Annotated in this window: 23 protein-coding genes; 16 read left to right on the forward strand and 7 right to left on the reverse strand. The window is 54.8% G+C overall.

Going from position 1 to position 26,982, the window contains the following annotated elements; all coding sequences use genetic code 11:
- Positions 1 to 53 precede the first annotated feature (53 nt).
- From MHI43_RS05940 to htpG, 6 genes are all read left to right on the forward strand, one after another.
- Entirely contained in the window at positions 54 to 1,331 is a 1,278-nt protein-coding gene (locus tag MHI43_RS05940) for a sugar ABC transporter substrate-binding protein (protein WP_036662226.1), read from the forward strand.
- Positions 1,332 to 1,354: 23 nt separating this feature from the next.
- Positions 1,355 to 2,368, forward strand: a complete 1,014-nt coding sequence (locus MHI43_RS05945; protein ID WP_012819318.1) for a sugar ABC transporter permease — start codon at positions 1,355 to 1,357, stop codon at positions 2,366 to 2,368.
- On the forward strand, positions 2,365 to 3,177 hold the full coding sequence (locus MHI43_RS05950) for a carbohydrate ABC transporter permease (protein WP_012819319.1): 813 nt from the start codon (positions 2,365 to 2,367) through the stop codon (positions 3,175 to 3,177). Before MHI43_RS05945 ends, MHI43_RS05950 begins: the two co-directional genes overlap by 4 nt.
- 147 nt (positions 3,178 to 3,324) lie before the next feature.
- Positions 3,325 to 6,426, forward strand: coding sequence for a glycoside hydrolase family 2 TIM barrel-domain containing protein (locus tag MHI43_RS05955; RefSeq protein WP_155989871.1), 3,102 nt, complete (start codon positions 3,325 to 3,327; stop codon positions 6,424 to 6,426).
- 54 nt (positions 6,427 to 6,480) lie between these two features.
- The gene (locus tag MHI43_RS05960; protein ID WP_036662227.1) at positions 6,481 to 7,722 is read left to right on the forward strand and encodes an MFS transporter; all 1,242 of its coding nucleotides are present in this window, start codon (positions 6,481 to 6,483) and stop codon (positions 7,720 to 7,722) included.
- A 249-nt stretch (positions 7,723 to 7,971) separates the two neighbouring features.
- Positions 7,972 to 9,849 carry a molecular chaperone HtpG gene (gene htpG / locus MHI43_RS05965; RefSeq protein WP_036662229.1) on the forward strand — a complete coding sequence of 626 codons (1,878 nt, stop codon included), beginning with the start codon at positions 7,972 to 7,974 and terminating at the stop codon, positions 9,847 to 9,849.
- Between the two features lie 119 nt (positions 9,850 to 9,968).
- Here htpG and MHI43_RS05970 read toward each other — a convergent pair whose 3' ends face one another.
- The 4 genes from MHI43_RS05970 to MHI43_RS05985 form a co-directional block, all read right to left on the reverse strand.
- Complete coding sequence (locus MHI43_RS05970; RefSeq protein ID WP_012819323.1) at positions 9,969 to 10,595, reverse strand: DUF3298 and DUF4163 domain-containing protein; 627 nt, start codon at positions 10,593 to 10,595, stop codon at positions 9,969 to 9,971.
- Positions 10,596 to 10,834: 239 nt separating this feature from the next.
- Positions 10,835 to 11,986 (reverse strand): MFS transporter, encoded by a 1,152-nt coding sequence (locus MHI43_RS05975; RefSeq protein ID WP_036662231.1) that lies wholly within the window; start codon positions 11,984 to 11,986, stop codon positions 10,835 to 10,837.
- A gap of 44 nt (positions 11,987 to 12,030) precedes the next feature.
- On the reverse strand, positions 12,031 to 12,576 hold the full coding sequence (locus MHI43_RS05980) for a PadR family transcriptional regulator (RefSeq protein ID WP_012819325.1): 546 nt from the start codon (positions 12,574 to 12,576) through the stop codon (positions 12,031 to 12,033).
- Positions 12,577 to 12,947: 371 nt separating this feature from the next.
- Positions 12,948 to 13,331 (reverse strand): helix-turn-helix domain-containing protein, encoded by a 384-nt coding sequence (locus tag MHI43_RS05985; RefSeq protein ID WP_012819326.1) that lies wholly within the window; start codon positions 13,329 to 13,331, stop codon positions 12,948 to 12,950.
- Positions 13,332 to 13,579: 248 nt separating this feature from the next.
- On the opposite strand from MHI43_RS05985, the gene MHI43_RS05990 reads away from it, so the two are divergent.
- Positions 13,580 to 14,128 carry an NAD(P)H-dependent oxidoreductase gene (locus MHI43_RS05990; protein WP_012819327.1) on the forward strand — a complete coding sequence of 183 codons (549 nt, stop codon included), beginning with the start codon at positions 13,580 to 13,582 and terminating at the stop codon, positions 14,126 to 14,128.
- A 186-nt stretch (positions 14,129 to 14,314) separates the two neighbouring features.
- Complete coding sequence (locus tag MHI43_RS05995) at positions 14,315 to 14,842, forward strand: GrpB family protein (protein WP_036662233.1); 528 nt, start codon at positions 14,315 to 14,317, stop codon at positions 14,840 to 14,842.
- 16 nt (positions 14,843 to 14,858) lie between these two features.
- On the opposite strand, the gene MHI43_RS06000 is transcribed toward MHI43_RS05995, so the two are convergent.
- Both MHI43_RS06000 and MHI43_RS06005 read right to left on the reverse strand, forming a co-directional pair.
- Positions 14,859 to 15,920 (reverse strand): response regulator, encoded by a 1,062-nt coding sequence (locus MHI43_RS06000; protein WP_012819329.1) that lies wholly within the window; start codon positions 15,918 to 15,920, stop codon positions 14,859 to 14,861.
- Positions 15,898 to 17,766, reverse strand: a complete 1,869-nt coding sequence (locus tag MHI43_RS06005; protein WP_036662234.1) for a sensor histidine kinase — start codon at positions 17,764 to 17,766, stop codon at positions 15,898 to 15,900. Before MHI43_RS06005 ends, MHI43_RS06000 begins: the two co-directional genes overlap by 23 nt.
- A 194-nt stretch (positions 17,767 to 17,960) precedes the next feature.
- Here MHI43_RS06005 and MHI43_RS06010 point away from each other — a divergent pair, with 194 nt between their 5' ends.
- From MHI43_RS06010 to MHI43_RS06045, 8 genes are all read left to right on the forward strand, one after another.
- The gene (locus tag MHI43_RS06010; protein WP_012819331.1) at positions 17,961 to 19,325 is read left to right on the forward strand and encodes a sugar ABC transporter substrate-binding protein; all 1,365 of its coding nucleotides are present in this window, start codon (positions 17,961 to 17,963) and stop codon (positions 19,323 to 19,325) included.
- A 29-nt stretch (positions 19,326 to 19,354) separates the two neighbouring features.
- Positions 19,355 to 20,320 carry a sugar ABC transporter permease gene (locus MHI43_RS06015; RefSeq protein ID WP_012819332.1) on the forward strand — a complete coding sequence of 322 codons (966 nt, stop codon included), beginning with the start codon at positions 19,355 to 19,357 and terminating at the stop codon, positions 20,318 to 20,320.
- Positions 20,321 to 20,383: 63 nt separating this feature from the next.
- Positions 20,384 to 21,208 carry a carbohydrate ABC transporter permease gene (locus tag MHI43_RS06020; protein WP_009594969.1) on the forward strand — a complete coding sequence of 275 codons (825 nt, stop codon included), beginning with the start codon at positions 20,384 to 20,386 and terminating at the stop codon, positions 21,206 to 21,208.
- A gap of 55 nt (positions 21,209 to 21,263) precedes the next feature.
- Positions 21,264 to 22,130, forward strand: coding sequence for a sugar phosphate isomerase/epimerase (locus MHI43_RS06025; RefSeq protein ID WP_036662236.1), 867 nt, complete (start codon positions 21,264 to 21,266; stop codon positions 22,128 to 22,130).
- Complete coding sequence (locus tag MHI43_RS06030; protein ID WP_036662237.1) at positions 22,127 to 23,137, forward strand: Gfo/Idh/MocA family oxidoreductase; 1,011 nt, start codon at positions 22,127 to 22,129, stop codon at positions 23,135 to 23,137. Before MHI43_RS06025 ends, MHI43_RS06030 begins: the two co-directional genes overlap by 4 nt.
- 54 nt (positions 23,138 to 23,191) lie before the next feature.
- Positions 23,192 to 24,220 carry a Gfo/Idh/MocA family oxidoreductase gene (locus MHI43_RS06035; RefSeq protein WP_036662239.1) on the forward strand — a complete coding sequence of 343 codons (1,029 nt, stop codon included), beginning with the start codon at positions 23,192 to 23,194 and terminating at the stop codon, positions 24,218 to 24,220.
- A 17-nt stretch (positions 24,221 to 24,237) separates the two neighbouring features.
- Positions 24,238 to 25,029: a glucosamine-6-phosphate deaminase gene (locus tag MHI43_RS06040; protein ID WP_036662240.1), complete on the forward strand. Its 792-nt coding sequence runs from the start codon at positions 24,238 to 24,240 to the stop codon at positions 25,027 to 25,029.
- Positions 25,022 to 26,185 (forward strand): amidohydrolase family protein, encoded by a 1,164-nt coding sequence (locus tag MHI43_RS06045; RefSeq protein WP_036662241.1) that lies wholly within the window; start codon positions 25,022 to 25,024, stop codon positions 26,183 to 26,185. The genes MHI43_RS06040 and MHI43_RS06045 overlap by 8 nt, the downstream gene beginning before the upstream one ends.
- A gap of 130 nt (positions 26,186 to 26,315) precedes the next feature.
- Here the strand turns inward: MHI43_RS06045 and MHI43_RS06050 are convergent, their stop codons facing one another.
- Complete coding sequence (locus MHI43_RS06050; protein ID WP_036662244.1) at positions 26,316 to 26,978, reverse strand: CatB-related O-acetyltransferase; 663 nt, start codon at positions 26,976 to 26,978, stop codon at positions 26,316 to 26,318.
- Positions 26,979 to 26,982: the final 4 nt, after the last annotated feature.

Genomic DNA, 26,982 nt, shown 5'->3' on the forward strand with positions numbered 1-26,982 from the left:
TGATGAAAGCGGTTCAATTCATATCAACTCAATACTTTAGGGGAGCTGACAATATGAAAAAGAGAATGTCATGGATCGCAATGGTTTCGGTTATGACGTTAATGGCATCGCTGCTGGCCGCATGCGGCGGCAGCGGCGGGACCGGCAGCGCGAAGCAGCCGGACGGAAGCTCATCGGAGGCGGCAACGACGCTTCGTTTCGCGACATGGGATACGGGAGATGCGCTGAAGATCGAGCAGGAGATCGCCAAGAAGTTCGAAGAGTCGCATCCCGGCACGAAGGTGCAGGTCGAGGCCTATGCCGACGGATTCGATCAGAAGCTGGCCGCCGGATTCGGCGCAGCCAATCCGCCGGACGTGATGTACATGTGGGATTTTCCGACGTATCACCAGTCCTTGGAGCCGTTGGACGGTTACGCGTCCAAGGACGAGGATTTGAACATCGATGATTTTTACCAGGGATTGTTCAACTACGGCAAGATCGACGATCAGCTGTACGGAATCCCGGCGGGCTTTACGACCCGGGTGGTGTACTACAACAAGAAGATGTTCGACGATGCGGGCATTGCTTACCCGAGCGATGGATGGACATGGGCGGAATTCCAGGAAATCGCCCAGAAGCTGACGGATAAATCGAAGAAGCAGTACGGCTTCGGCGTACGGGCCGAGAACGATACGTATGACCTTCAAGGGTTCGTATGGAGCAACGGCGGATCCTTCATCTCGGAGGACGGCACAACGATCGAAGGCTACATGAACAGCAAGGAAACGGCGGAAGCCATTCAGATGCTGGGCGATATGCTCAAGAACGGCTCGGCGGTCCTGACCGGAGGCAAAGGGCAGCAGAGCGGGGAGGATATTTTCAAAGCGGGCAAGATTGCCATGTGGGAGAGCGGCATCTGGCCGCTGGAATCCTTCAGGGAAGCCGGAATCGATGTGGGCACGGTGGAGATGCCGGCCTTCGAGGGCAAGCCAGTGAAGGGCGTATTGGCCGAATCCGCATTATCCATAGCGAAGGATTCCAAGAACAAGGATCTGGCGTGGGAGTTCATCAAGTTCTACGTATCGGATGAAGCGATCAAAATGCGCGTGGCCGACCTTCCGGTCCGGGTCAGCGTGGTCAACGAGCTGAAGAAGGACCAGGATCCGCTCTACAAGCCGTATTACACGATGCTGGAGCGCTCGGACAATACGCCGGCCTTTCTGCTGAATCCAAAATGGAACGAAGTGAACCGCCAGCTGTCGGCAGCCGTGGAATCCGTCATGTTCGGCAGCGATGCGCAGGAGGTTCTGAACCAAGCGGTGAAGGATAGCGAACGCTATTTGAAATAAACGAAGAAAGAAGGTTCGCGAATATGGCCCAAACGCAAGTGCCTTACCCACAACAGCAGACAGCGGCCCCGAAGCGACTTGGACCAAAACGTTGGGGTGGGGCCGTGCCCTACCTCTTCATTTTTCCATGGATATTCGGATTCCTGGTTTTCACGCTTGGCCCGCTGCTGTTCTCCCTCGTCATTTCGTTTTTTGATTGGCCGATCGTAGGCCAAGTGACCTTTGTCGGCATCGACAACTATGTGGAGATGTTCTCGAACGATCCGCTGTTCTGGAAATCGCTGCTGGTTACGCTGAAATTCGCGGCTTTGTTCGTGCCGTTGAACATCATCGTGGCTTTGGGGCTTGCCATGCTGCTGAATCAGAAGGTAAAAGGAAGCGCGTTCTTCCGCACCGCCTTCTACCTGCCGTCGGTCATTTCCGGCGTGGCCCTCGCCATGATCTGGTCCTGGGTATACAGCGGGGATTACGGGATCCTGAACTATTTCTTATCGCTGGTCGGCATCGAAGGGCCGGACTGGCTGAACGATACGAAGTGGTCCCTGGTCGCCATGGTCATTGCAAGCCTATGGGGACAGGGCTCGATGATGCTTATTTTTCTGGCGGGTCTCAAGGGAATTCCGAAGGACCTGTATGAGTCGGCCTCGATGGACGGGGCGGGCAAGATTCGGCAGTTCTTCAATGTGACCATTCCGATGATCACGCCGACGCTGCTGTTCAACCTGATTACGTCCATCATTGCCGCGTTCCAGCAGCTGACGCTGGCGCTTCTGCTCACGGGCGGGGGCCCGCTGAAGTCGACGTTTTTCTATGCGATGTACATGTACGAGAATGCGTTCAAATACTTCAAGATGGGGTACTCCGCAGCCAACGCCTGGTTCATGTTCCTGATCGTGCTGACGCTGACGTTCCTCGTGTTCAAGTCTTCGGAGGCCTGGGTGTTCTATGAGGGCGAGATGAAGACAAAGAAGGAGAAGGCGAAGCCGAAGCGTGCCAAGCAAGGGGTTCAAGCCAGCAGGGAGGGAGGTTCTGTATGAAAAAGGTGATCACGTACGCACTGCTCATTCTGTGCTCGCTGCTGTTCATTGCTCCGCTCTTCTGGGCCGTCACGACGGCGCTGAAGTCGCAGCAGGAGCTGTATCTGTTTCCTCCGAAATGGTTTCCATCCGTGTGGAGGTTCAGCAATTTCGCGGAGGCCTGGAGCATTCAGCCCTTTAACCTGTTTTTGAAAAATACGCTGATTGTGACGCTGCTGTCGACGCTCGGGCAGCTCGTCTCGTGCACGCTGGTAGCTTACGGGTTTGCCCGGTTTCAATTCAAGGGGCGGGACGCGCTGTTTCTGATCGTGCTTGCCACCATGATGATTCCTTGGGAAGTGACCATGATTCCGCAGTATATGGAGTTCAATTACCTGGGCTGGATCAATACGCTCAAACCGCTCATCGTTCCGTCCTGGTTTGGCTCCGCTTATTTCATTTTTCTGCTGCGCCAGTTCATCATGACCTTGCCGAAGGAGCTGGATGAAGCGGCAACGATTGACGGGGCGGGCAAAATGACGGTTCTGCTGCGGATCATCGTGCCGCTGATGGGTCCGTCGCTCATCCTGGTGGCCGTGTTCCATATGATGAGCTGCTGGAACGATTACCTGGGCCCGCTCATCTTCCTGAACGACCAGACGAAATATACGCTGACGCTGGGGTTATCCCAATTCAAGGGCATGCACGGCGTCGACATGCAATCCATTATGGCCATCACCTGTCTGATCTCGATTCCGCCGCTGGCCGTCTTTTTCTTCGCGCAGCGTTATATCGTTGGCGGCATCGCCACAACGGGGATCAAGGGGTAAACGGTGCTGGCGATAAGAGGCATCCACAATGGATATGGAGCTTGAAGCAGCATCAGAACATAGAAGTGCGTGTTCAAAAAGTCATGGAAAGATGGCTTTTTGAACGACCTCTAGAAGCTTAGACCGCTTGGGAAAGGATGGAGAGACATGATGAAAGACCATCGTATCGGCCGCGACTGGGATGACCTGAGCGTGCTGGAACGAAATCGGGCAAAAAGCCGGGCCTATTTCATTCCGTTCGCGGATGCGGACGGAGCGCTCAGTTATGACAGAGGCAGCTCGGCCTGGTACCAATCGCTGAATGGGGTGTGGAAATTCCACTATGCCGAGGAGCCTGAGAGCGCTCCGGAAGCATTTTATGGGGAGGATTATGATGTATCGGCCTGGGATGACCTCCCGGTTCCGGGACACTGGCAGCTGCAGGGCTACGGGCATCCGCATTACACGGACCTGTACTATCCGTTCCCCGTGGACCCGCCGCATGTGCCAAATGCGAATCCGACCGGCAGCTATGTCCGCGAGTTCGAGCTTCCGCAGCATTGGGACGGCAGAAAAATTTGCGTCAAATTCGACGGGGTGGACAGCGCGTTCCATGTGTGGCTGAACGGGTCGTTTATCGGCTACAGCCAGGGGAGCCGGCTGACTTCGGAATTCGATCTGACGCCTTATGTGAAGCCCGGCGTAAACAAGATGTCCGTCCGGGTATACCAATGGTCCGATGGAAGCTATCTGGAAGACCAGGACATGTGGTGGATGAGCGGCATTTTCCGGGACGTATACCTGATCGCGGAGCCATCGGCTCTTCGCGTCAACGACTTCCGCGTAACGACCGAGCTGGATGCAGAGTATCGGAACGCGAAGCTGCAGGTGCGATTAGAGCTGGAAGGCACGGAGCGCGGCTCCGTCCAGTTGCGGCTGTTGAATGGTGCTGGAGCGGAGATGGGGTCAACCGGCAAAGACGTCGGACACTCTTCCGTGGAAAATTTCGAGATCGAGGTGGCGGGCCCGGATTTATGGAGTGCCGAGTCACCGGCGCTGTACCATCTGGTGATCACCCTGCTGGATAATCAGGGGGAGACGCTGGAGACGGTGGCGCAGCGCGTCGGGTTCCGCTCCATCGAAGTAAAGGACGGACAGCTCCTCGTTAATGGCAGGGCGATCCTGCTGAAAGGCGTCAACCGCCATGACCATCATCCGGATACGGGCCGAACCGTCACCCTGTCCACGATGCTGGAGGACATCCGGTTGATGAAGCAGCACAACATCAATGCCGTGCGGACGGCGCATTATCCGAATGACCCCCGATTCTACGAGCTGTGCGACGTGTACGGGCTGTACGTCATGGAAGAAACGGATTTGGAGACCCACGGCTTCGAGCCGCTCGGCAACATTTCCCGTTTAAGCGACGATCCGGATTGGAAGGAAGCGTACGTGGACCGCGTCCGCCGGATGGTGGAGCGGGATAAGAACCATCCGTCCGTGCTGTTCTGGTCCCTCGGCAACGAATCCGGCTTCGGCTGCAATTTCCGAGCAATGGCGGAGTGGTGCCGGGAGCATGATCCGACGAGGCTGATCCATTACGAGGAGGACCGCGAAGCCGAGGTGTGCGACGTGGTGAGCACCATGTATTCCTCCGTCGAGAAGATGGAGGGCTTCGGCAAAATGGCCGATCATCCCAAGCCGCATATTCTGTGCGAATTCGCGCACGCGATGGGCAACGGGCCCGGCGGACTGCGCCCCTACTTCGATGCCTTTGAAGCGCATCCCCGGCTTGCGGGCGGCTTCGTCTGGGAATGGATCGATCACGGGCTGAGCAGAAGGACACCCGATGGCCGGATGGATTATGCGTACGGCGGCGATTATGGCGATGTGCCGAACAACAGCAATTTCGTCATCGATGGTTTGGTCCGTCCGGACCGGACGCCTTCACCCGGACTTCTGGAATACAAAAAGGTCATTGAGCCTGTCCGCATGTCGATGCGAAGACACGGTGTGCTTCATATCATGAACCGCTATGATTTCATTTCGCTGGATCATTTGCAGGCCCATTACCGGGTGCTGTCCGATGGAAAGCTTGTCCACAGCGAAGCGCTGGACCTTCCCCGCATCGAAGCAGGCACAAGCGCGGAGCTAAGCCTCCTGAAGGCCTTGGAGCAAGCGACAATAGGCGTGAATCCGTTTGCCGAGCTGTGGCTGGAGGTATCCCTCTCGCTGGCCGCGGACTGCCGCTGGGCGGAACGGGGACATGAAGTGGCATGGTCCCAGTTTCTGCTGCGGGAATCGTCGAAGCCCGAATTCGAGCCGACGGCTGCCTTACAGCGGGGAGCTTTGCAGATTAGCGAGGAGAAGCATGGCCTGCACGTTGGGAATGGAAGCTCTCAGCTGTCCCTCAGCGCCCTTCATGCCGGCTTCGAAACCTTGTCCATGCATGGCAAAAGAATTGCACTTGGCGGACCGGCGCTGAATTTCTGGCGTCCGCCGATCGATAACGACATGTACGTGCTTCCGGATTGGCGCAAGGCCCATCTGGACCGGCTCTCCGAGCGGGTCGATCATTTCGAATGGAAGCGATTGGACCGGGAATGTGTTGAGGTAAAGCGAGTTTCCCGCATCGCTCCGCCGGTATACGACTGGGGCTTCCGCTGCGAAACGACATATACGATCACTTCCAGCGGCCTGATCATCATAGACGTGAAGGGTGAGCCGATCGGCACGCCGCCCGGCATGCTGCCCAAAATCGGATTGCAAATGCAAGTCGCGGGCGACATGGAACATGTCCGGTGGTACGGCAGAGGACCTGGGGAAAGCTACCCGGACAGCCTGGAAGCGGGACGGTTCGGGGAATACCGCAGCACCGTGGACGGATTGTTTACGCCCTATATCTATCCGCAGGAAAACGGGAACCGCTCGGATGTCCGCTGGGTCTCGCTGGCGGATGGTGCGGGGTTGGGGCTTCTTGCCGTAGGCGACCTCTCCCTTAATTTCAGTGCGAGCCGCTACACCGATCAGGACGTGGAGTCTGCCGCGCATGCCAGCGATCTGGTTCCGCAGCGTTTCATTACGCTGAATCTGGATTACCGGCAGAACGGGCTTGGCAGCAACAGCTGCGGTCCGGCACAGGCTCCCGAGCACTCGATCAAGCCGGAGCCGTTCTCGTTCCGCATGCTGTTGAAGCCTTACGCTGCCGAGGATACCGATCCTGTAAGGCTGAGCCGGCGGATGCGCTCGGAAGCGGGATTATACGAGTAACCCGGTGATGTTCATCTCATATCGTTACCGGATTTTCTGGAGAAGGGGAATAACATGTCCTTTTACATCAAAGACCTGCTGCAGCTGTCTACGGGGGTGCGCCGGTTCCTGATAAGCGAGGCCTTCTACGGCATCGGGATCGGCCTCTATACACTCGTCCTGAATCTGCATCTGCTCTTCCGGGGGCTAAGGGAAGACGAGATCGGCGCGTTGGTGTCGACGGGCATTCTGATTATGGGCGTGCTCGCCATTCCGGTATCCCTGCTCGCCAACCGGACAGGAAGAAAAAAACTGCTGGTTACCGGCGTATTCTTTATCGCCGCAGGCAATGTGCTGTTTGCCGTCAGCGATGATTTGCTGTGGTTCTATGCCGCTCAAGTCATGGTGTCTGCCGGGTTGACGCTGGTGGAGACAACGGAGATCCAGCTTCTCTTCCATTATTGCCGGTCCCGTAAAGAGGAAGCCCGTGCATTCTCCCTGATGTTTGCCGTCTTTACGGCTTTTACGGGACTCGGAACGCTCGCGGCCGGATATATCTCGAAGGGGTTCGAAGGAAGCAGGGGCTATGAAGTGTCGCTTCTGCTGACCGGGCTGGTGCTAGTGCTTCACGGCATCATCCGGGCGTTCTGGCTGCCTGTCGAGCACAAGGCTTTGGAAGAGGCAGCGGCGGCAGCTTCGCCTTCAAGAGGATGGTCCAGGTTAATGGGACCTCTATCCTCCGGAACCTTGTGGCTGTTCGCCGTGTTTACGGCGCTGCTCGGCGGCTGCATCGCGATGACCGGCTCCTTCCTGAACGTCATCGTGAAGTTCCGCCTGGATTGGATGGACGACCAGGTATCCCTGATTCTGGCCATCGGCGCGATCCTGCTGTTTATATGCTCATTGATGACGCCGTACGTCATGGAGCGGTTCGGATATAACACGGCCATCATCTCGGTATTTATCGTTAATATTTTGCTGTTTTCCGCGCTGTACATGATACTCCCCGTTTGGCTGTTCGTCGGGCTGTTCCTGCTGCGGGGCGGTGGCGTGACCATGCTGTCCAATCTGCTGGACAGTCTGCTGATGTCGGCCTTTAATGAGAAGGAGCGAAATTTGTACGCCGGCATGCGGTCGGTATTCCGGAGTTTAGGCTCGTCCGGGGCAACCTTTGTCGCCGGACTGATCCTGGCCCGGCAGGATTATCGGCTCCCCTTCCTGGCCACGGCCGGAGCGCTGCTTCTATGCGGCTTGTATTACGCATGGTGGATTCGTCCGGTTTTATCCAAGAGAATAAATAGCAGCATCGAGCCATGAATGTGGAGGGCTGTCTAAAAAGGGGATTCCTTTTTAGACAGCCCTTTCGGCGCTTGCTGCCCGTTCTCCAGGGATTCATCCGAAATCTTCTGCATCGCCGATCAAAGGTTGCTGCCGCGTTTGAGTCATGAAAGTCTCCAAACATATTGACATCAAAAATTGGTACATGTTTAAATAGAAGAAGTGTTAGCACTCTGTTGTAAAGAGTGCTAAAAGAAACCTCGTTCAGATTGGAAAGGAGATTTTTTCATGGCGAAAAAACAGTTTAAAGCTGAATCCAAACGGCTGCTCGAGATGATGATCAACTCCATCTATACGCAGCGCGAGATATTCCTGCGCGAGCTGATTTCGAATGCCAGCGACGCAATCGACAAGATTTATTATAAAGCGCTGACCGACGACAGCCTGACCTTTAATAAAGAGGATTACTACGTTAAGATTACCGCGGATAAAGCCAACCGCACGCTGACCATTGCCGATACGGGGATCGGGATGACCAAGGAAGACCTTGAGAACAACCTCGGCGTCATCGCGAAGAGCGGTTCCCTTGCATTCAAGAGCGAGAATGAAGCGAAGGACGGACACAATATCATCGGTCAATTCGGCGTGGGCTTCTACTCCGCCTTCATGGTGGCCGACGTCGTTACCGTGACGAGCCGTGCCCTGGGCAGCGACGAGGCATATAAATGGGAATCCGAAGGCGCGGACGGGTATACCATTACGCCTGCCGAGAAGGATTCCGTCGGAACCGAGATCGTGCTGAAGATCAAGGAGAACACGGAAGACGATCAGTATGACGAGTATTTGGAAGAATACCGCCTAAGAGCGATCATTAAGAAGTACTCCGATTTTATCCGTTATCCGATCAAAATGGACGTGAAAACGCAGCGTCCGAAGGCAGATGCCGAGAACGAGTTCGAGGAAGTTCAGGAAGAGCAGACCATCAACAGCATGGTGCCGATCTGGCGCAAGAACAAAGGCGAGCTGACGGACGAGGATTACGTCAACTTCTATAACGAGAAGCGTTACGGTTTCGATAAACCGCTCAAACATATTCACGTCAAAGCGGATGGTGCCGTGGTATATAACGCGATTCTGTTCATTCCAGAGAATACGCCGTTCGATTATTACACCAAGGAATACGAAAAAGGGCTTGAGCTCTATTCCAACGGCGTTCTGATCATGGACAAATGCGGAGACCTCCTGCCGGACTACTTCAGCTTCGTGAAAGGGATGGTCGATTCGGAGGATCTGTCGCTGAACATTTCCCGGGAGATGCTGCAGCATGACCGCCAGCTGACGCTGATCGCGAAGAACATCAAGAACAAAGTGAAAAGCGCGCTGCAGGGCATGATGAAGGACGAGCGGGAGAATTACGAGAAATTCTTCGCATCCTTCGGCCGAGGCCTGAAATTCGGCGTTTACAACGATTACGGCATGAACAAGGAAGATCTTCAGGACCTGCTGTTGTTCACGTCCTCCAAGGAGAAGAAGCTGGTTTCGCTGGATGAGTACGTGTCAAGAATGCCGGAGGATCAGAAGTATATCTATTATGCTTCCGGCGACTCCATCGACCGGATCGAGAAGCTCCCGCAGACCGAAATGGTGCTGGACAAGGGCTATGAAATCCTGTACTTTACCGACGATGTCGACGAGTTTGCGATCAAGATGCTCATGAAATACAAGGAGAAGGAATTCAAATCGGTATCCAGCGGGGATCTCGGCATCGATTCCGAGGCCGACAAACAGGAGAATGAAGCCGAGGAGAGCGACAACAAGGAGCTCTTTGAAGCCATGGGCAGCCTCTTGGCCGGCAAGGTGAAGTCCGTCAAAGCCTCCAAACGACTGAAATCCCATCCGGTATGCCTGTCCACGGAGGGCGATGTCTCGATCGAAATGGAGAAAATCCTGAAGGCGATGCCGAACGGGCAGGATATCCAAGCCGACAAGGTGCTGGAGATCAACACGAACCATGAGGTGTTCCAGTCCCTGAAGGCGCTGCAAGCGGATCAGGATAAGCTGAAGCTCTACACGAATCTGCTGTACAATCAGGCGCTGCTGATCGAAGGCTTGCCGATTGCCGATCCGGTGGAATTCACGAACGATATTTGCAAAATCATGGTGTAAACCGTAGTAGCAAAACTCATGCGATGATAACTAACAAACCCGATGCTTTGGCGTAAGGCGCCAGGGAATCGGGTTTGTTTTTTTTTTTGCTGCATATCGCCTGAATGCGCTGCTGCTTCCTACGCCACGTCCGCGGCAAGATCCGATAACAATCCGTTCTCGGGCGCCAAGCCCAAGAGGTCGTATACCGATATGGGGAACATCGGAAAGCCGACATAGTATGGCGTGATGGCATACAGCGGATAGAAGATGACCAGCGACTTATCGGCCAGATAGAAGTCTTGATTCGGCGAAACGGTAACCGGAACGTTCTCCAGCACGGGAATGCCGCGTTCCTTGATCTGACGGTTCACTTCGGCGGCCAAGACGGCTTGATAGCCGGAGCCCGGGCGGAACAGATCGGATAAGGCATAGGATTGTCCGGTGGCCGTGGAGAAGGTCAGTCCTTTTGTCACCGTATACCCGTGCGCCATATGCTCGGAGTAGGTGTAGTTGGTCAGCACAAGGCTAAGAATGCCGCGCTCGTTCGTTTTAATCTCAAAGTTGCCCGTCGTTTGCGGGTTGGTGCCGGTCTGAACCTGCTGCTGTTCACGCTGCATATCCTGGATTTGAAGAATAATGGCCCGGTTGATGGCTTCTTCTGCTCCAGGATTCATGAGGCCGTATACCTGCGGATAATGAATCACGAGACCGGGTGCCGTATGCGTGAGAGTATGGATGCTCACCGGCGGTACATATTGCGCCATGCGTACCATCGCTCCAATCTAACATCAGATAGGTTAGCCTATTCGGAAGCGGGCTCGGAGGTTACCAAGCCGGAGGGGGCGGAAGTTCGGACTTCCGAGGCTGGCGGGTTTAGAGGGACGGCAGCTCGGTCAACCCGGCAGAACGGCTTCGGTCAGGCAGAGTGCTCCACTGCGACAGAACGCTCCGATACGACGCGGCGGTCCAAGTCCGCGGGCGTTTGCTTGAGAATGGGTAGCCTTCACTCCTTCTCTGCAGCGACAGACGTAAGCAGACTTCTTACAAAGACCGCAAATATGACCAAGGATACGACAACAGACACTGCCGTAACCGTAAACAGATAGGCATAGCCGATACGCTCGGAGACCAGGCCCAACAGGATAGCGCCAAGTCCGATGCCGAGATCGAATGCCGTCATGAACGAGGCGTTGGCTGCGCCTCTCCGGTTCTCGGGCGCAATGCGCAGGGTGGCTGCTTGAAGGGCGGGCTGGGCCGAACCGAAACCGATGCCGTACAGAATGGCGGCGGTAATCAGTCCGGGCAATCCGCTCGATTGGCTTAAGACGATCAGGGCACCGGCCGTTATGACAAGGGACGGAATGATGACGGCCGCTTCGCCGAAACGGTCCGACAGCTTCCCGGCAAAGGGCCTGATCAAGGTAAGAGCGACGGCGTACACCAGGAAAAAGGTTCCCGGATTGACCCGGATGGACTCGGCAAACAGCGGGAGAAAGGTCGTAATTCCACCGTAGGCAACCGCCAGGAAAAAGATGGCGGCCGTGACTGGCAGAACGGATTTCTCGACCAGCTGAATTCGCCCTGCCGAAGGTTTGGCTTGGTAAGGGGCTCTGGTCATGTAGGCCAGTATGAAGGCAATCAGGGAGAGCCCGGTAGCGACCAGAAACAACGTCCGAAACGAATACCCGCTCACGATATAAGTACCTAGCATCGGGCCGATGGCCATCGCTACCGTCATCGCCATACCGTACCAGCCCATGCCTTCCCCGCGGCGGGAGATCGGGATTAAATCCGTGATGACCGTCCCGATGGAGGTTGTCGAGAAAGCCCAACTCGCGCCGTGCAAAATCCGCAGCGCAAGCAGAAGCAGGATGCTGCCGACCCAATCGTAGAGGTACATCGAAAGAACAAAGAAGATAAGACCCCAAACGTAAAAAGCTCTTCTGCCGTACCGGTCCACCAATCCCCCGACCATGGGGCGAAAGACCACCGCCGTCAGCGTAAATGCGCCGGCCGCCAAGCCCACCTGGGTCTCGGAGCCGCCCAGATGCTTGATATACAGCGGAAGCGTGGGCAGCAGCAGATAGAAGCCCGTAAACAGAAACAGCATTCCGACCGTCATCTGAATAAACGGCTTCGTCCATAAACGTTCCATCCAGTAATCCCCTCCATGATATCAAATGCGACAACGCTTGAAGGCTAGTCCTCTTCGGACTTAACAGCCGCTATTTCTTTCTTGATCCACTCGATATTCGTCATCCCCATCTGCTTTCGGTGATCCAGCACCCTCAGCAATTGTAATCGCTGTTTCTCCGGTTCGGGTTTATAGAACGCGATCTCCGCTTCAAAATCCGTCACATGCTTCAGGTTGGTCTCCAGATAAATCAAATACTGCTGCAGGCAGTCGAGTCGAACCCTTTTCGGAACATACCGGAAATAGACCATTTTGAAATGGAACATCTGCTCCGTATCCATATTGTATTCCAGTGGTTTCTCCATGAGCTCGAAAAACTTCCGCCGGCCGGAATCGGTAATCCCGTAGATTTTTCGGGGGCGTTTGCCTCCGCCGGACCCGTCCAGACTGAGATGGATCCACTCGTGATCCACCATCCGGGAGAGCAGGGGATACAACGTTCCGGAACTGATCTGGCGGTAAGGCCCGCCTGCATTTTTTAGAATCTCTTGAAGCATGTAACCGTGTTTGTCCCCGGTCATTAATTCGCCCAGAACAAAAATTTCATACATACAGACCGCCTCCAATGATATGTCGATTCGATATAAATATATATCGTATCGACGCAAAAAAGCAATACGTGGAAGTGAATTTCCGTGATTCATTTTCAAGCTGCGGTCCACCCGCTTGCCCCTTATTCATTCAGACATGTGACAGGTGAAGATAAGCAGAGAGCGGTTTGAAATGTTTTTTCGATACACGAAAAAAGGTAAGGGAGTATTTGTGGGTTAAAAGGGAGTTTTATGATGAAACGCACTATACGAAATACCCGCCTGCAGAGGAGCAGCCGGTGAAGCCGATCCCAAGAGGAACGGCTTGAAGAATGCGAAGAGATCGATATTTCGAGCAATCCCCGGCCCCTTGTTCCGGCTTGCTATTTTCGTTACAGTCCGCCTGCATTTTTTCCTGGGCTCTCATCAGACTGTTCGTTGACCTTGTTGACATATTCCTGATGCTGAAATCCCCAGGTGCACATGTCGGTGAGTACGCTGTCCAAGCTCTTCCCGTGCTCCGAGACGGAATACTCCACCTTGGGCGGGATCTCCTGATATACCTTGCGTACGACCAGCCCATCCTGTTCCAGTTCACGGAGCTGATTTGTCAGCATGCCTTGGGTCACGCCCGGAAGCAGACGCCGAAGCTCCCCGAACCGTTTGGTTCCGTCCTGCAGCAGAATGAACAGAATCAGCGGTTTCCACTTGCCTCCGATTAATTGCAGCGTGGTCAGGATGCCGTCGGTGTTAGGCCGTTGATCGTTTGTTCTCATATTCTCATCTCCCGCTTGGAAGTGTGTGATCGATCTTGTTTCTTGGATGATAGTAATGTAGCACAGGATTCCGTTTAAACCCAGTACTATTCTTATTCGTACTTAGTACGTTTTATCGTACTATGCATGGGATGATTAGGTACGCCAGAGCGGACTAAGTACAGAAAAAGAGCGTACTTTTCAACGAAACCGATCCGAAACATAATGGGGGTGTCAAACAAATCAACTGAGACAGGAGAGACCTGAGTATGAAAACCATGGTGATTGTGGCTCATCCGAATTTAGACAACTCGCGAGCGAATCGGATGCTGATGGAGCACGACGGGCTGTATGCGAATGGAAATGTAGATGTCCGGGATCTTTACAAGGAGTACCCGGATTGGACTATCGATATCGAGCGCGAGCAGCAGCTCCTTCTTCAATACGATCGGGTGGTGTTCCAATTCCCGTTTTACTGGTACAGCTGCCCGCCTCTGCTGAAGAAATGGATGGATGACGTGCTGACCTTCGGTTGGGCGTTCGGGCCGGAAGGCAACAATCTGAAGGGCAAGGAATTCATGCTGGCCACGACGGTGGCAGGATTGGAGCAAGGGTATCAGGCAGGTGGGGACAATTGGTACACCGCGAGTGAGCTGCTGCGGCCGATTCAAGCCACGTTGAAGCGGTGCAAGGTCCATTATCTGCCTGCCTTCGTGACCTATAACGTAGAACGGGTAAGCGATGAAACACTTCGGGCGGAGGCCGGGAGGTATGCGCGGCAGGTTCTAGCACCTGCCGTCGTGGAAAGTCGATATTAAGGCATGCTTGACCATAAAGCATAGCACACTGGCTCTTGTCGATTAAAACCATATAGGGCATGATGGAGTCATACTGATTACGTGAGCGTGGCCTGAAGCTGTACCCTACGCCCTTTTACGGGCCCGCTACTTTTGGCTTGAGGAGCTTCACCAGCACGTACGTACCAATTCGAAGGAGGTTCCTTCATGACCATTGACGAAGCCATTCACTTGGAGCCCTATGACAAGCAGTGGGCGGATCGGTTTAACGACGAACATCGGCTCTTGATCGGGGAGATCGGTCCTTATACGGCTGCGATCGAACATTTCGGAAGCACGTCCGTACCGGGCATGACGGCCAAACCCATCGTCGATATACTGGTGGGCGTGGAGAACACCCGGCATACGGATGAAATCCTTCCCAAACTGGCTGCTATGGGTTACGAGAACTTGGGCGAATCCGGGATCACCGCCCGCATTTACCTCCGCAAAAGAGGAGAGCTCGCCTATAACGTTCATATCGTGTCGTACCGTGGCGACATCTGGAACCATAACATCATAATTCGGGATTACCTCCGGGCTCATGCCGTGGAAGCCGAGCGTTACAGCGAGATCAAGCGGCGGATCGTTTCGCAAGGAGCCCGGACCCTGCTTCGATACTCCGATGAGAAGAATGCGTTCGTTGAGCAGCTTCTTGCCAGAGCAAAGGAGTGGAAGAACGGGAGAACAAGCTAATCAACACCCGCCTGCTTTATCCTCCATTCATGGCCTTGCACTGCTTTCGGTACGCCGAAGGGGTGAGGCCATGAAATTTTTTGAACGTCTTGCTGAAATGGACATAGTCCGAAAAGCCGACGCGGTAGGCTGCTTCCTGAGCGGAAAGCTCAGATTCCGCAAGCAATTCCCTCGCTTTTTCCATGCGAACCTGCACCAGGTATTTCACGAAGTTCATATTGGTTTCGCTTTTGAAGGTACGGCTTAAATACGTCACCGACATCCCCACCGAATCGGCTACCTCCTGCAAGGACAAATCCTCCATCGCATAGTTTTCTTCAATGAATCGTTTGGCTTTTTGGATATTATGGCGGGATCCCAGATTTCTGGAGCCTTTAATCAAAGCCAGCATTTCCTTGACCTTATCCTCTGTTTGGCGGCGGCAGGCAAGGGGATCATCCTGCGCCCACTGCTCCTCACCGGTGTCCATGTTCAGCATCAACCCGCGTTCTTCAAGCGCAGACAGCAGTTCCGATATCAGCATATGGGCGTACCGTGACAGGCTGACCTCTTTCGGTCCCATCGTCTCAAAAAGGGCCATGATCTCATGGGTTTGTTCCAAGGCCTCCCGCTCCTCGGCAGACCACAGCAGCTCGGCGAGCCTGGCTTTATGGCGCTGCTGCGCAAGCGTCCATTTCGTCTGGCGGGAGAATCGCGCTTTCCGCTCATCCAGCTCCCTGCAGGCACGTTCCAGCGTTGCATGGAACTGCGCCGGGTCGATGGGCTTCAGCAGGAAATCCGATACGCCATAACGCATGGCCTGACGCGCGAATTCGAAGTTGTCGTGGCCCGACAGGATAATGAAATGCATCTGTGCATGGGATTCACGGACACGGCGAATAAATTCCAGCCCATCCATTTCAGGCATGCAAATATCGGTCACGATGATGTCCGGCCGGCTGTTCTCCAGCATTTCCAAGGCTTCAACCCCGTCCTCGGCTTCGCCGGCAACCTCAATCCGAAGACCCGACCTCTCGACAAGCTTTCGCAAACTCAAATGAATGGCGTATTCGTCATCAATCATCATGATCCGGTACATGATGTCCCTCCTCGCTAGTCTTATATGGCAGTCTGATTTCAAATATCGTGCCTTCCGAGGGCACGGATTCCACAAGGTACAGCCCATACTCGTCCCCGAAGGTAAGCTGGAGCCTATGATGGACGTTTAAGAGGCCGATGCCGCTGGTGGTTTCGTCCCCTTCGTTTCGCAGGGTGCCACCTTCCGGCTTCTTGCCGGATTGCAGGATTCGCCTGATCTGCCGCAGCGTTTGCGCCGTCATGCCCACCCCTTTGTCCCGGATCACGATCGCATAATAACCCGCCTCCGCGCGTGAGCTTATTCCGAGGTAGGAAGGCTTTTTGCCCCGGTATCCGTGGATGAACACATTCTCCACGATCGGCTGCAGCGTCAGCCTGACGGCGTTCACGCGATCCAGATCCCGTTCGTTCACGTCCATATCGATTCGGAGCTTGCGGAACCGGGCGCTTTGAAGATCCAGATAATACTGGACATGCGTCATTTCCTCCCGGAGCGGCACAACGGATCCGGCATGGCCGATATTGTAGCGGAACATATGGGCCAGCGCCCGCGTCATGCGACTGATTTCCATATGATCGTCCGCGATGGCATATGAATTAATAATCTCCAGCGAATTGTACAAAAAATGCGGGTTGATATGGGACTGCATGGAGCGGAGCTCGGATTCCTTCTGCTTGATTATGAGCTCCCGCTCCTTCAGCTGGGAATCCTGGACCTCCCGGATCAACCGCTTCAGCTCTCCCGTCATGCTGTAGAAGCTTTGAAACACGGCCGTCATTTCATTGTTGCGGAACCGGTTCATATGGGTGGGAAGAACGAAATCGCCCCGCTCGACGCGGGCCATCAACTTCTGCAGCATGGAGAGCGGCCTTGTCAAGGACAAGGAAAAACCGCCAACAAGCGCTAATGCTATGATCAAGAGCATCGACGCGGCCGCAAGCGAGTAGTTCCGCTGGGTGATTAAATCGCCGATGAGATTGTTCAGCGGCAGATCGGCGACAACCGTCCAGCCGGTGATCTGCGATCGTTCATGGAGGACCATCTTCTCGGTGCCCGATACCGCGTCTTGATGCCGGAAGAAGGAGGAGTCCCGGTTCTGAATACGCGATAACAGCCCGGGCTCGACTTCGGCCCCGATCTGTTTCGGATTCGGATGGTAGATCATATGCCCGTCGCCGCCCATAATCCAGACGTCAAAGCCGCCCAGCGAATCGTTGGAGCAGATGGCGCCAATCTGCTTCAGATTGAGGTCGACGATCAATAAGCCTTTATAGAGAAAGGATGAATTGTCATAGAGCTTCCGGGCGACGGTGAGGGAAGGCGTGTTTCCTACCCGGCTGAGGCCGATGATCTGAAAATCGTTGTATTGGTCCAGCTGCGCTTGAAAGGAGCGGTTGCGTTTGCGGATTTCGCTCATATCGAGCAGTCCCGGCGCGCTTTCGTAATCGGTAATTTGCCGCTTGTTCTCGGCGACGAGCGAGATCCCGATGATATCCGATCTCCCGTAGATCATCTGGGCGAACAAGTCGTCCTCCACTTTTTTGGCAAGCTGAAAATAGGCATACGGAGTGAGCTCCGTGGTCGAGAGAAATTGCTGGATCTGCGGGTTATGGATAAAGGGATAGGTGGAATTCTCCAGATTGGATATGTAAGAATCCAGCGAGACGTTGGTTTGCTCGATGATACGTTTGTTGGCGCCTGCGGCAAACTGTTCAATCGCTTCGGTAGACGACTGGTACCAGAAGCTGCCGAGCAGAAAGAAGGGGAGGCCAATGAATAGGATGATCAGCACGAACAATCGTTGGTTAATGGTCAGATTACCGATGGAAACGCCTTGGATGTTCATCGCTCTTCCGCCTTCCTGGCTTTGAAGTAAGGAATGTAAGGAACATTGTAGCAAAAAAACACAAGTTGTAAATAAAAAACCATGATGCCGCGGCAAGAAATCACAAGTGGGATAAGAAAGTACATGGGCGCTGACGGTCGTTATCAACTACAATCTCATTAATCCATTTCAACATTAATAGGGGGCGACGATTAGTGAAAAAGAGAAAAGGGTTCTACAGCTGGGTAACGGCCTTATTGCTGATATCCATCATTGTAAGCGGATGCGGCAATGCCGGCGATGGTAAGACCGGCACCGCATCTCCCGGCACCGGAGGCGGCGGGGAAGATAAGAAGGTAGAAATCCTGCTCGGATATTATTCGAGCGACAGCTCCGATGCGAAGATGAAGGAGCTGATCGAGCAGTTCGAGGAAAAGCATCCGAACATTACGGTGAAGACGCAGAGCGCGCCTTACGGGCAGTTCTATCAGAAGCTGGATACGCAGATCGCGGCCGGCCAGGCGCCGGACGTATGGCTGTCCGACGGCGTCTACGTCATGAAATATGCCCAGCGCGGTGCAGCCAAGGATCTGACCGATTGGATTGCCAAGGATCTGAAAGCCGACGAGTACTACGGTCTCGATTTCAACAAGGACGCGGACGGACGTTATTGGGGCGTGCCGCAGGGCATTCAGGTCGGCGTGCTGTTTTACAACAAGGATTTGTTCGATAAAGCAGGCGTAGCGTATCCTACGGACGAATGGACCTGGGAAGACCTGAAAGCGTCGGCAGCCAAGCTGACGGTGGACGCCGGCGGAAAAACAGCCGAGGACAGCGGATTTGACGCAGCCAGCGTGAATCAGTTCGGGCTTACGTTCTTCAGCATTACCGAGGGCTGGTTCTCTGTGATGAAATCTTACGGCGGCGGTGCCCTTGACGAGAAGGCAGAGAACTCGATCATCAATTCCCCGGAGAACAAGCAGGCGTTCGAATGGATGGTCGACGGCATGCAGCGCGGCATTATTACCGATCCGGTCGACCTGAAGAGCTTCCAGAGCAATACCGCCGTGTTCCCAAGCGGATCGGCCGCCATGCGGATCGGCATTTATGCCCGGGTGCAGGCAGCGAATGAAGCCGGCCTGAATTACGACGTGACGCTGCTGCCGAAGGGACCTGACGGCAAGCGGGTGTCCCCGGTCATCGCCAACTCGTGGGTGATTAACCAGAAGTCGAGCGACGAGAAGGCGCAAGCTGCCTGGGAGTGGATTAAATACTGGGCTACGGAAGACGATGTGCAGAAGCAGTGGACGGAGCTTGGCGAAGCCGTGCCCGTGAAAAAATCCGTAGCGGAATCCGAAGTGTTCCTCAAGGCGGGAGAGCAGCCGGCTAACCGCCAGGCCTTCCTGGACAGTCTGGAATTCGCCCAAACGCTCGACAACAACGCGGTATGGGAAGAATGGGTGGGCAAATTCAACGAAAATGCGGAGCGAGCCTTCTTGGGCGATGCAACCGTCGATCAGGCGTTAAGCGAAGCGGACGCAGCCGTTCAGGCGGTCCTCGATGATTTTTATAAAAAATAAATCAAGGGTAGAAGAAAGGCGGGAGTGAAATGGACAATACGCTAAACGACAATGCAGCACTCAAAGCCGATCCGATGCCGCATGGAAAGCCCGCCCGAAAACGGAAATGGGATCATGAGGGGAGATGGGGGCTGCTTATGGCCTCCCCTTATCTTCTCCACTTTATCATTTTTGTGGCGGGTCCCCTCGCCGCATCCCTGTACTTCAGCTTTTCCGATTACGATATGCTGAATCCGCCCGAGTGGAGCGGATTGGATAATTTCCGGCGCATGGCCGAGGATTCGATGTTCTGGCGTTCCTTGTGGAATACCCTGTATTTTGCGGTTCTGTTCGTGCCGCTCCAGACCTTTCTCGCGCTCGTGCTGGCTGTCGCGTTAAACCAGCGATTGAAAGGGCTTAAATGGTTTCGGATGGCCCATTTCATCCCGGTGATCTCCTCATGGACCGTCATCCTGTACGTCGCCGACGCCGTATTCAATCCTCGCTTCGGCTTAGCCAATACGCTGCTTGCCAAGCTGGGGCTGGAAGGGCAAGGCTGGCTGCAGGATCCGAAGCTGGCCATCCCGCTGCTTGTCTTCATTGCGGTTTGGAAAGGGATCGGTTATATCATGGTCATTTATCTGGCGGGGCTTCAGAGCGTTCCCGGCGATTTGTATGAAGCCGCGGAAATCGACGGCGCAGGAGCCCTGCGCAAATTCCGGTACATTACGGTTCCATTGATCTCGCCGACCACCTTCCTGGTTGTCATCATGAGCACGATCTCTACCTTCCAGGCATTCGAACAGATCTACGTGCTGACCGGCAGGGGCGACATCAGCTCGGCGGGAGGCCCGAATAACTCGAGCCTGGTCATGATGCTGTATTTATATCGCGAAGGGTTCACGTTTATGAGGATGGGCTATGCTTCCGCCATTGCCTGGGTGCTGTTCATGATCCTGTTCCTGCTGACGCTCATACAGCTTCGCGCTCAAAAGAAATGGGTGCATTATGACTGATCCGGCGTTCAAGATGGAACTACTGCAAATGCGGAACTGCACCTGAGGAAGGAGGAGCCTCAAATGAGAAGAAGACTGCTGGGAAAAAGTATCGGATACGTGCTGATCGGGATCAGCTCGCTCATCATGATCGTGCCGTTTCTGTCGGCGCTTATGAATTCATTGAAAACTTACAGGGAATATACAACGGTTCCGCCCCGCTGGATTCCCGAAGTATTCCAATGGTCCAATTACGCCCAGGTGTTCCAGCTTGGGAATATTGGCGGCTACACGCTAAACAGCATCTTCGTGGCCGCGTTGTCCGTCATCGGCGCACTAATCTCTTGCTCGATGGTCGGCTATGCGTTCGCGAGGCTGCGCTTTCCGCTGAAAGGCGCGCTGTTCGTGATGGTGCTGGGGACGATGATGATTCCGGCGGTGGTCATCATCATCCCGCATTTCATCATTTTTAACAAACTGAACATGCTGGATACGCTCACGCCGCTGTGGATCATTGAATGGCTGGCTCAACCGTTTGGCATTTTCCTCATGAGGCAAGCTTTTATGAATATACCTAAAGAGTATGAGGAAGCGGCCAAGATGGAGGGCTGCAATCCGTTCCAGATTTATCTGCGGATCTTCATTCCGATGGCCAGGCCCACGCTGGCAACGCTGGCGATCTTTACGTTCATGGGCAAGTGGAACGAGATTCTGACGCCTGTCATTTATTTGACCTCGAACGAGAAGTATACGCTGCCGATCGGCATACTCTCCTTGTCCGGACAGTGGACCGGCAATGAACAGCTCATGATTGCGGCGGCCTTGGTCAGTCTCGTTCCGATCCTGCTGGTATTCCTGTTTGCCGAGAAATATTTTGTGCAGAACCATAATATGGCCGGGATTAAATAACGGCGTATTCAGCGCTTGAGAAGGCGAAAATGCAGACGAAAGGATGAAAGACGAGATGAAAATAGCGGCATTCAGCGGGTCACTCATCGATTACAGCATCCATGAAGCGATGTCGATCGCGGCCGAACTCGGTTTTGACGGCATCGAAATCGCCTGCCGCGAACCGCATTTGAGCCCGGAGACATCGCTTCCGCGGGTTCGCGAAATGAAGGCACTTGCGGATGGGCGCGGTTTGGAGATCCCGGCATTGGCGGGTTACATGGGGAATTTCTCGACAAGCGGGGATGCCGAATGTACCGGAGCCTATGATCAGTTCATGGGCCTGCTTGAACGCGCGGTGATGTTGGAGGCGGGCATGATCCGGATCTTTCAGGGAGGGCCGAATGCCTTCCTGGCGGAGGATTATCATTATGCCAAGGCGGCTTTCTGGATTCGGAAATGCGCGGAGGAAGCCCGTGCTGCGGGAAAACGGATCGTCCTGGAGATTCACAACCAGAGCCTGGTGGAGACGACAGACAGCGCACTGCGGCTCTTGGAATTGATCGGCGATGATCAGGTTGGCCTGATTCATGATGCAGGAAATATGTACATCACGGACACGGAATTTGGGGAAGAGTCGGTCCGGCAGCTTGGAAGCCGTTTGTTCCATGTGCACATCAAGGATGAACGGCGGATCGGGCAAGGGGGCGCCCCGGGAACGTTCAAGAATTTGACCCGTCACGGGGAAGAGTTCTTCCTGCAATGCCGCCTTGGCGAAGGAGAAGTGGATCACGGCGGGCTGCTTAGGGAATTACGGGAACAGCGGTACGCGGGTTGGCTTACGCTGGAATGCGCAGCTCCCTATCCGCCGAAGGAACGGCTCGCTTATGATCTGCTCGTCATTAAGGAGTGGCTGCAGGCTGTGGAGGTGTCGACCGGATGACGGGAAACGCACGGAAATTTGGAATCATCGGCTGCCAGCATGCCCACATCGGCATGTTTATCGAGGAGATGCTGGCTCTGGGCTACGAATGCGCAGGAGTGTACGAACCGGACAATCAGACGTTAGCCCGCACCCTCGCCGACCGGTACGGCCTGGAGCTGACGGGGGATCGGGAGTCGATGCTGGCAGACGAAGGCGTAGGAATCATTGGCTGCGCGGCCATCAACGATGAGAAAATGGATGTCATGGAGCTGTGCGAGCTGCACGGCAAGCCGGTCATGATCGATAAGCCTGCCGTAACGGATCGGGCCGGACTCATCCGGCTGCGCGGCTTGTTGGATCGAGGAAGAATCGAGGTAGGCATGATGCTGACCGAACGTTTCCGTCCTTCTATCCATACCGTCCACGGGATGATTCGAGCGGGTGAATTGGGGGACATCATCCATATCTCGATGCGTAAACCGCATCGGCTGAATCCGGAAACCCGTCCGGCCTGGCATTTTGACAGAGGGCAGTCCGGCGGCATCATCAACGATCTCTTCGTGCATGACTTCGACCTGTTAAGGTGGCTGACGGGCCGGGAAGTGGAGACGTCATCCGGTTATCTGGCGAAGCATATTCTGCCTGAATACCCGACCTTTTACGATGCCGCCGGCGTGCAGGTATTCATGGCTGGCGGGATCACGGCACAGCTATACGCGGACTGGCACACGCCCGCCGGCAGCTGGACTTGGGGAGACGGCCGGATATTCATTACGGGGACGCGCGGCATTGCCGAAATTCGGCTGGAAGGAGATCCCTTGCTGTCCAACGATGAGGTAGCGCTTGTGATCACCGATCAGGAGCTGCGTTCTTTGCCTTTAACGGCTCCGGCGTTCTCCCTCTCGCAGGATTTTCTGAATCGGGTGGCGGGAGAAGCGGGCCTGATCACGCATGACGATATTTACAAAGCCTCGGAGGCTACGGTGATGGCCGATGAGGGAGCACGGATCCTGATTAGGGAATAGGAGAAAGCACGGGCTTCGATGCAAACAGAACGGGTATGAGGGGGCGTAGGGAACATGACGAAGGAAAAGCTGCCGGTTCGATTCGGGATCATCGGCTGCGGAATTATTGCGGATATCCATGCCAAAGGCATCATGAACACGGAGGAAGCCGTGCTTGCCGCCGTGTTCGATACGAAACGGGAATCGGCGGTCAAGCTGACTGAAACGTATGGAGGAGATGTCTGCGACACATTGGAGGAGCTGCTGGCGCGCGAGGATGTGGAAGTGGTCTGCATTTGCACGCCAAGCGGCATGCATGCAGAGCAAACGGCGATGGTTGCCCGGGCGGGCAAGCATGTGCTGGTGGAAAAGCCGATGGCGATCAAGCTTGACGATATCGAGCGCATGATCGAGGTATGTGCGGAGAGCGGGGTGCTGCTCGCCACCGTCTTTCCGAGGCGCATGTCCCCGCAAGCCCGATATGCCCGCCAGGTCATTCAGGAAGGGCGCCTCGGGAAGCTCAGTTTATGCTCGGCGTATGTCATGCTCTACCGCGATCAAGCCTATTATGACAGTGCAGGCTGGCGCGGGACCTGGGCGATGGACGGCGGCGGGGCGATGATGAATCAGGGAATACACACGGTGGATATGCTGCAATGGCTCGTTGGACCTGTTGCATCCTTGTCTGCCAAAGCCAAAGCCGTGCTGCGCAATATCGAAGTCGAAGATACCGTGATCGCAGCCCTTGAATTTGCGAGCGGCGCGCTTGGCGTCATGGAGATCACGACGACAGCCTGCGACGGGAAAGGGCAGCGGCTGGTCATTCATGGCGAGAAGGGCGCGCTGGTCATCGAAGAAGATACGATCGTATCTCTTGAAATCGATGGCGAACAAGTTCAGCTGCCTGAATTCGATGCGTTCAAAGTTATACCTGACGGCCACCGCCTGCAAATTCAAGATATGGCGCTTGCCGTTCGCGAAGGCCGCGAGCCTATCGTCACCGGGGAGGACGGCCGGCATTCCCTGGAGATCATTCTCGGTACCTACGAGGCTTCCAGGCAGCGCAAGGAAATTCAATTGTTGACCGGAACGCCGGCGTTGTAAGGGATGGAGGTGACTTTATGAGGACTGAGCGAAACATCGAACCTGTACTTGAAAAAGCTCAAGATCAACTGAAGGTCCGCGTTTATGACCAGCGCGAAGCGATGGGGAAAGCGGCGGCTGCCGATATCCGCGAGGCCATGCGGCGCCTGCTGGCCGAGAAAGAGCGCATTCGCATCGTCTTTGCGGCCGCCCCGTCCCAGAATGAGTGCCTGGCCGCGCTGGTTCAAGCGGAAGGACTGGACTGGAGCCGGGTAACCGCATTTCATATGGATGAATACATCGGCCTCCCCCCGTCGGCCCCGCAGCGGTTCGGGAACTTTTTATCCCGGCGGCTGTTTGATCGGGTATCTCCGGGAGAGGTGCATCTGATCGACGGTTTGAATGATCCTGAAGCAGAGTGCGATAGATACAGCCGACTGGTCGCCGCCGCCCCGATCGATATGGTGGTCCTGGGCATTGGCGAGAACGGGCATATCGCCTTCAACGATCCGCCTGTTGCCGATTTTACCGACCCTTTATGGGTGAAGCGGGTCGAGCTGGACGAGGCTTGCCGGCTTCAGCAGGTGAATGACGGCTGTTTTGCGAGCTTGGAGGAGGTTCCGGCATACGCGCTTACGCTCACCGTTCCGGCGTTGATGTCGGGTGCCCATCTGTTCTGCGTCGTGCCGGGGGCAAGCAAGCGGGCAGCGGTGCAGCGGACGCTGCAAGGCGAGATTAGCGAGGCTTGTCCTGCCAGCATTCTTCGGCGGCATCCGGATTGCACGCTTTATGTTGACCTGGAGTCGTACGGGGAAATTCGGAATGGATAGCCACGATCGGATTCGGGCAGGCCGCCATTATGCAACAGGCGAGCCAATGGAGCTGGCATGGAACCCTGAAGGCCGGATCGAGCGAGTCCTTCCACGCGGCGGGGACGAAGAGATATGGGTTGCTCCCGGATTGATCGATCTTCAGATTAACGGCGGTTACGGATATGACTTCAATTCGCTGCCGCTTACAACGGATACGGTCATCCAGGCAACCCGGCGGTTATGGGAGAAGGGGCTAACCCTGTTCTACCCCACCGTCATTACCAACGGAGACGAAGAAATCGAACAGCTGCTGCGGGTTATCGACGCGGCTTGCCTGGAGGATGAAGCGGTCGGTTCGTCCATAGGCGGGATTCATTTGGAGGGCCCCTTTCTTTCTCCGGAGGAGGGGCCAAGGGGAGCCCATGATTCCCGGTACATCAAGGCGCCGGACTGGGCATTGTTTACGAGATGGCAGGCGGCATCGGGGAACCGGATTCGGATCGTCACCCTATCGCCGGAGTGGCCGGAAGCCGCGGGTTTTATCCGGGCGTGCGCCGAATCGGGAGTCGTTGTATCGATCGGGCACACCGCTGCCACACCTGAGCAAATTCGGGAAGCCGTGGATGCTGGAGCGACGATGTCCACCCATCTGGGCAATGGCGCGCATCTAACGCTGCCGCGGCATCCGAATTATATATGGGAACAGCTTGCCCAAGATCAGCTGTGGGCAGGCATGATCGCGGACGGGTACCATCTGCCGGATTCGGTCATCAAGGTGATGCTCCGCGCCAAGCAATCCAAAGCGGTGCTGGTCAGCGATGCCGTCTATTTAAGCGGAATGCCGCCAGGCGAATACGAGACCCACATCGGCGGTCATGTCGTCGTGACTCCCGAAGGCCGACTGCATCTCGCCCGCAAGCCCGAGCTGCTGGCCGGCTCGGCCATGATGCTTGCCGATGCGGTTTGGCGGCTGGCTCGGTCGGGGCTGTGCGCGTTTTCCGAAGCATGGGACATGGCTTCGGTGCTGCCCGCCCAGGCCATGGGGCAAGGGGAACGCCATGGGCTGATGAGAGGAGCCCAGGCCGACTTCGTGCTTCTGGAGAAGCGCGAGGAGGTCTTTCGCATCCTGGAGACCGTCAAGGGAGGGCGTTCGGTTTACCGGGCGGATCGATAGATGTTGAAACATAAACAGGATGTTATGAATTTGAACGATGATCACAAGTTTGAGGCCAAGACAACGAATATCCCTTCTTGAATTCAAGAAGGGATATTCGCATTCCTATTTATAGTGAGGCATCTGAAATTTAAACGCAGGGTTTTATTTCTTTTTGATAATAGTCATATAATCGTTGGACGGAAGAACTGGACAAGATATGTGCTGCTCGTTCAATTTGCTCGCGTTCCCAATCGTACCATCGCATTTCCATTAACTTTTCGATGTCTTCGTCCGCAAAGCGTTTCTTTATCTCTTTGGCAGGGTTACCGCCTACGATACTGTAGGGCGGGACATCTCTAGTAACAACCGAACCAGCCGCAACAATGGCGCCTTCGCCAATGGTCACGCCTGGCATAATCATGGCATTCATTCCAATCCAAGCATCGCTTTCGATGACGGTATCGCCTTTTGGCGCGTAAGAAGCTTCAATCTGATCGACAAACGGGTATACGGTTACCCATTCAGGATGATGGTTGTGATTTCCACCCATTAAAATAATGACGCCGCTTGCGATGCATACGTAATTTCCGATAATCAATTTATCGATATTCCAACCATAGTCTTCAATGGGGTTAAACAACCTTTTGGATTTTGCATCCCCCCATAGATACCTAACGCAGCCATCTTCAAAATCATGATGATCGTAATAACCGGAATAGTATGAGTATTCTCCTACGCTTATCATCGGGTTTGTGACGATATCCTTCAGATACTTAATTTCGGACCAGTGTTCAAATCGATGTTGTTTCATTCAA

This window comes from Paenibacillus sp. FSL H8-0457 (assembly GCF_038051935.1).
In the GTDB taxonomy this organism is placed as follows: domain Bacteria; phylum Bacillota; class Bacilli; order Paenibacillales; family Paenibacillaceae; genus Paenibacillus_AQ; species Paenibacillus_AQ lautus_A.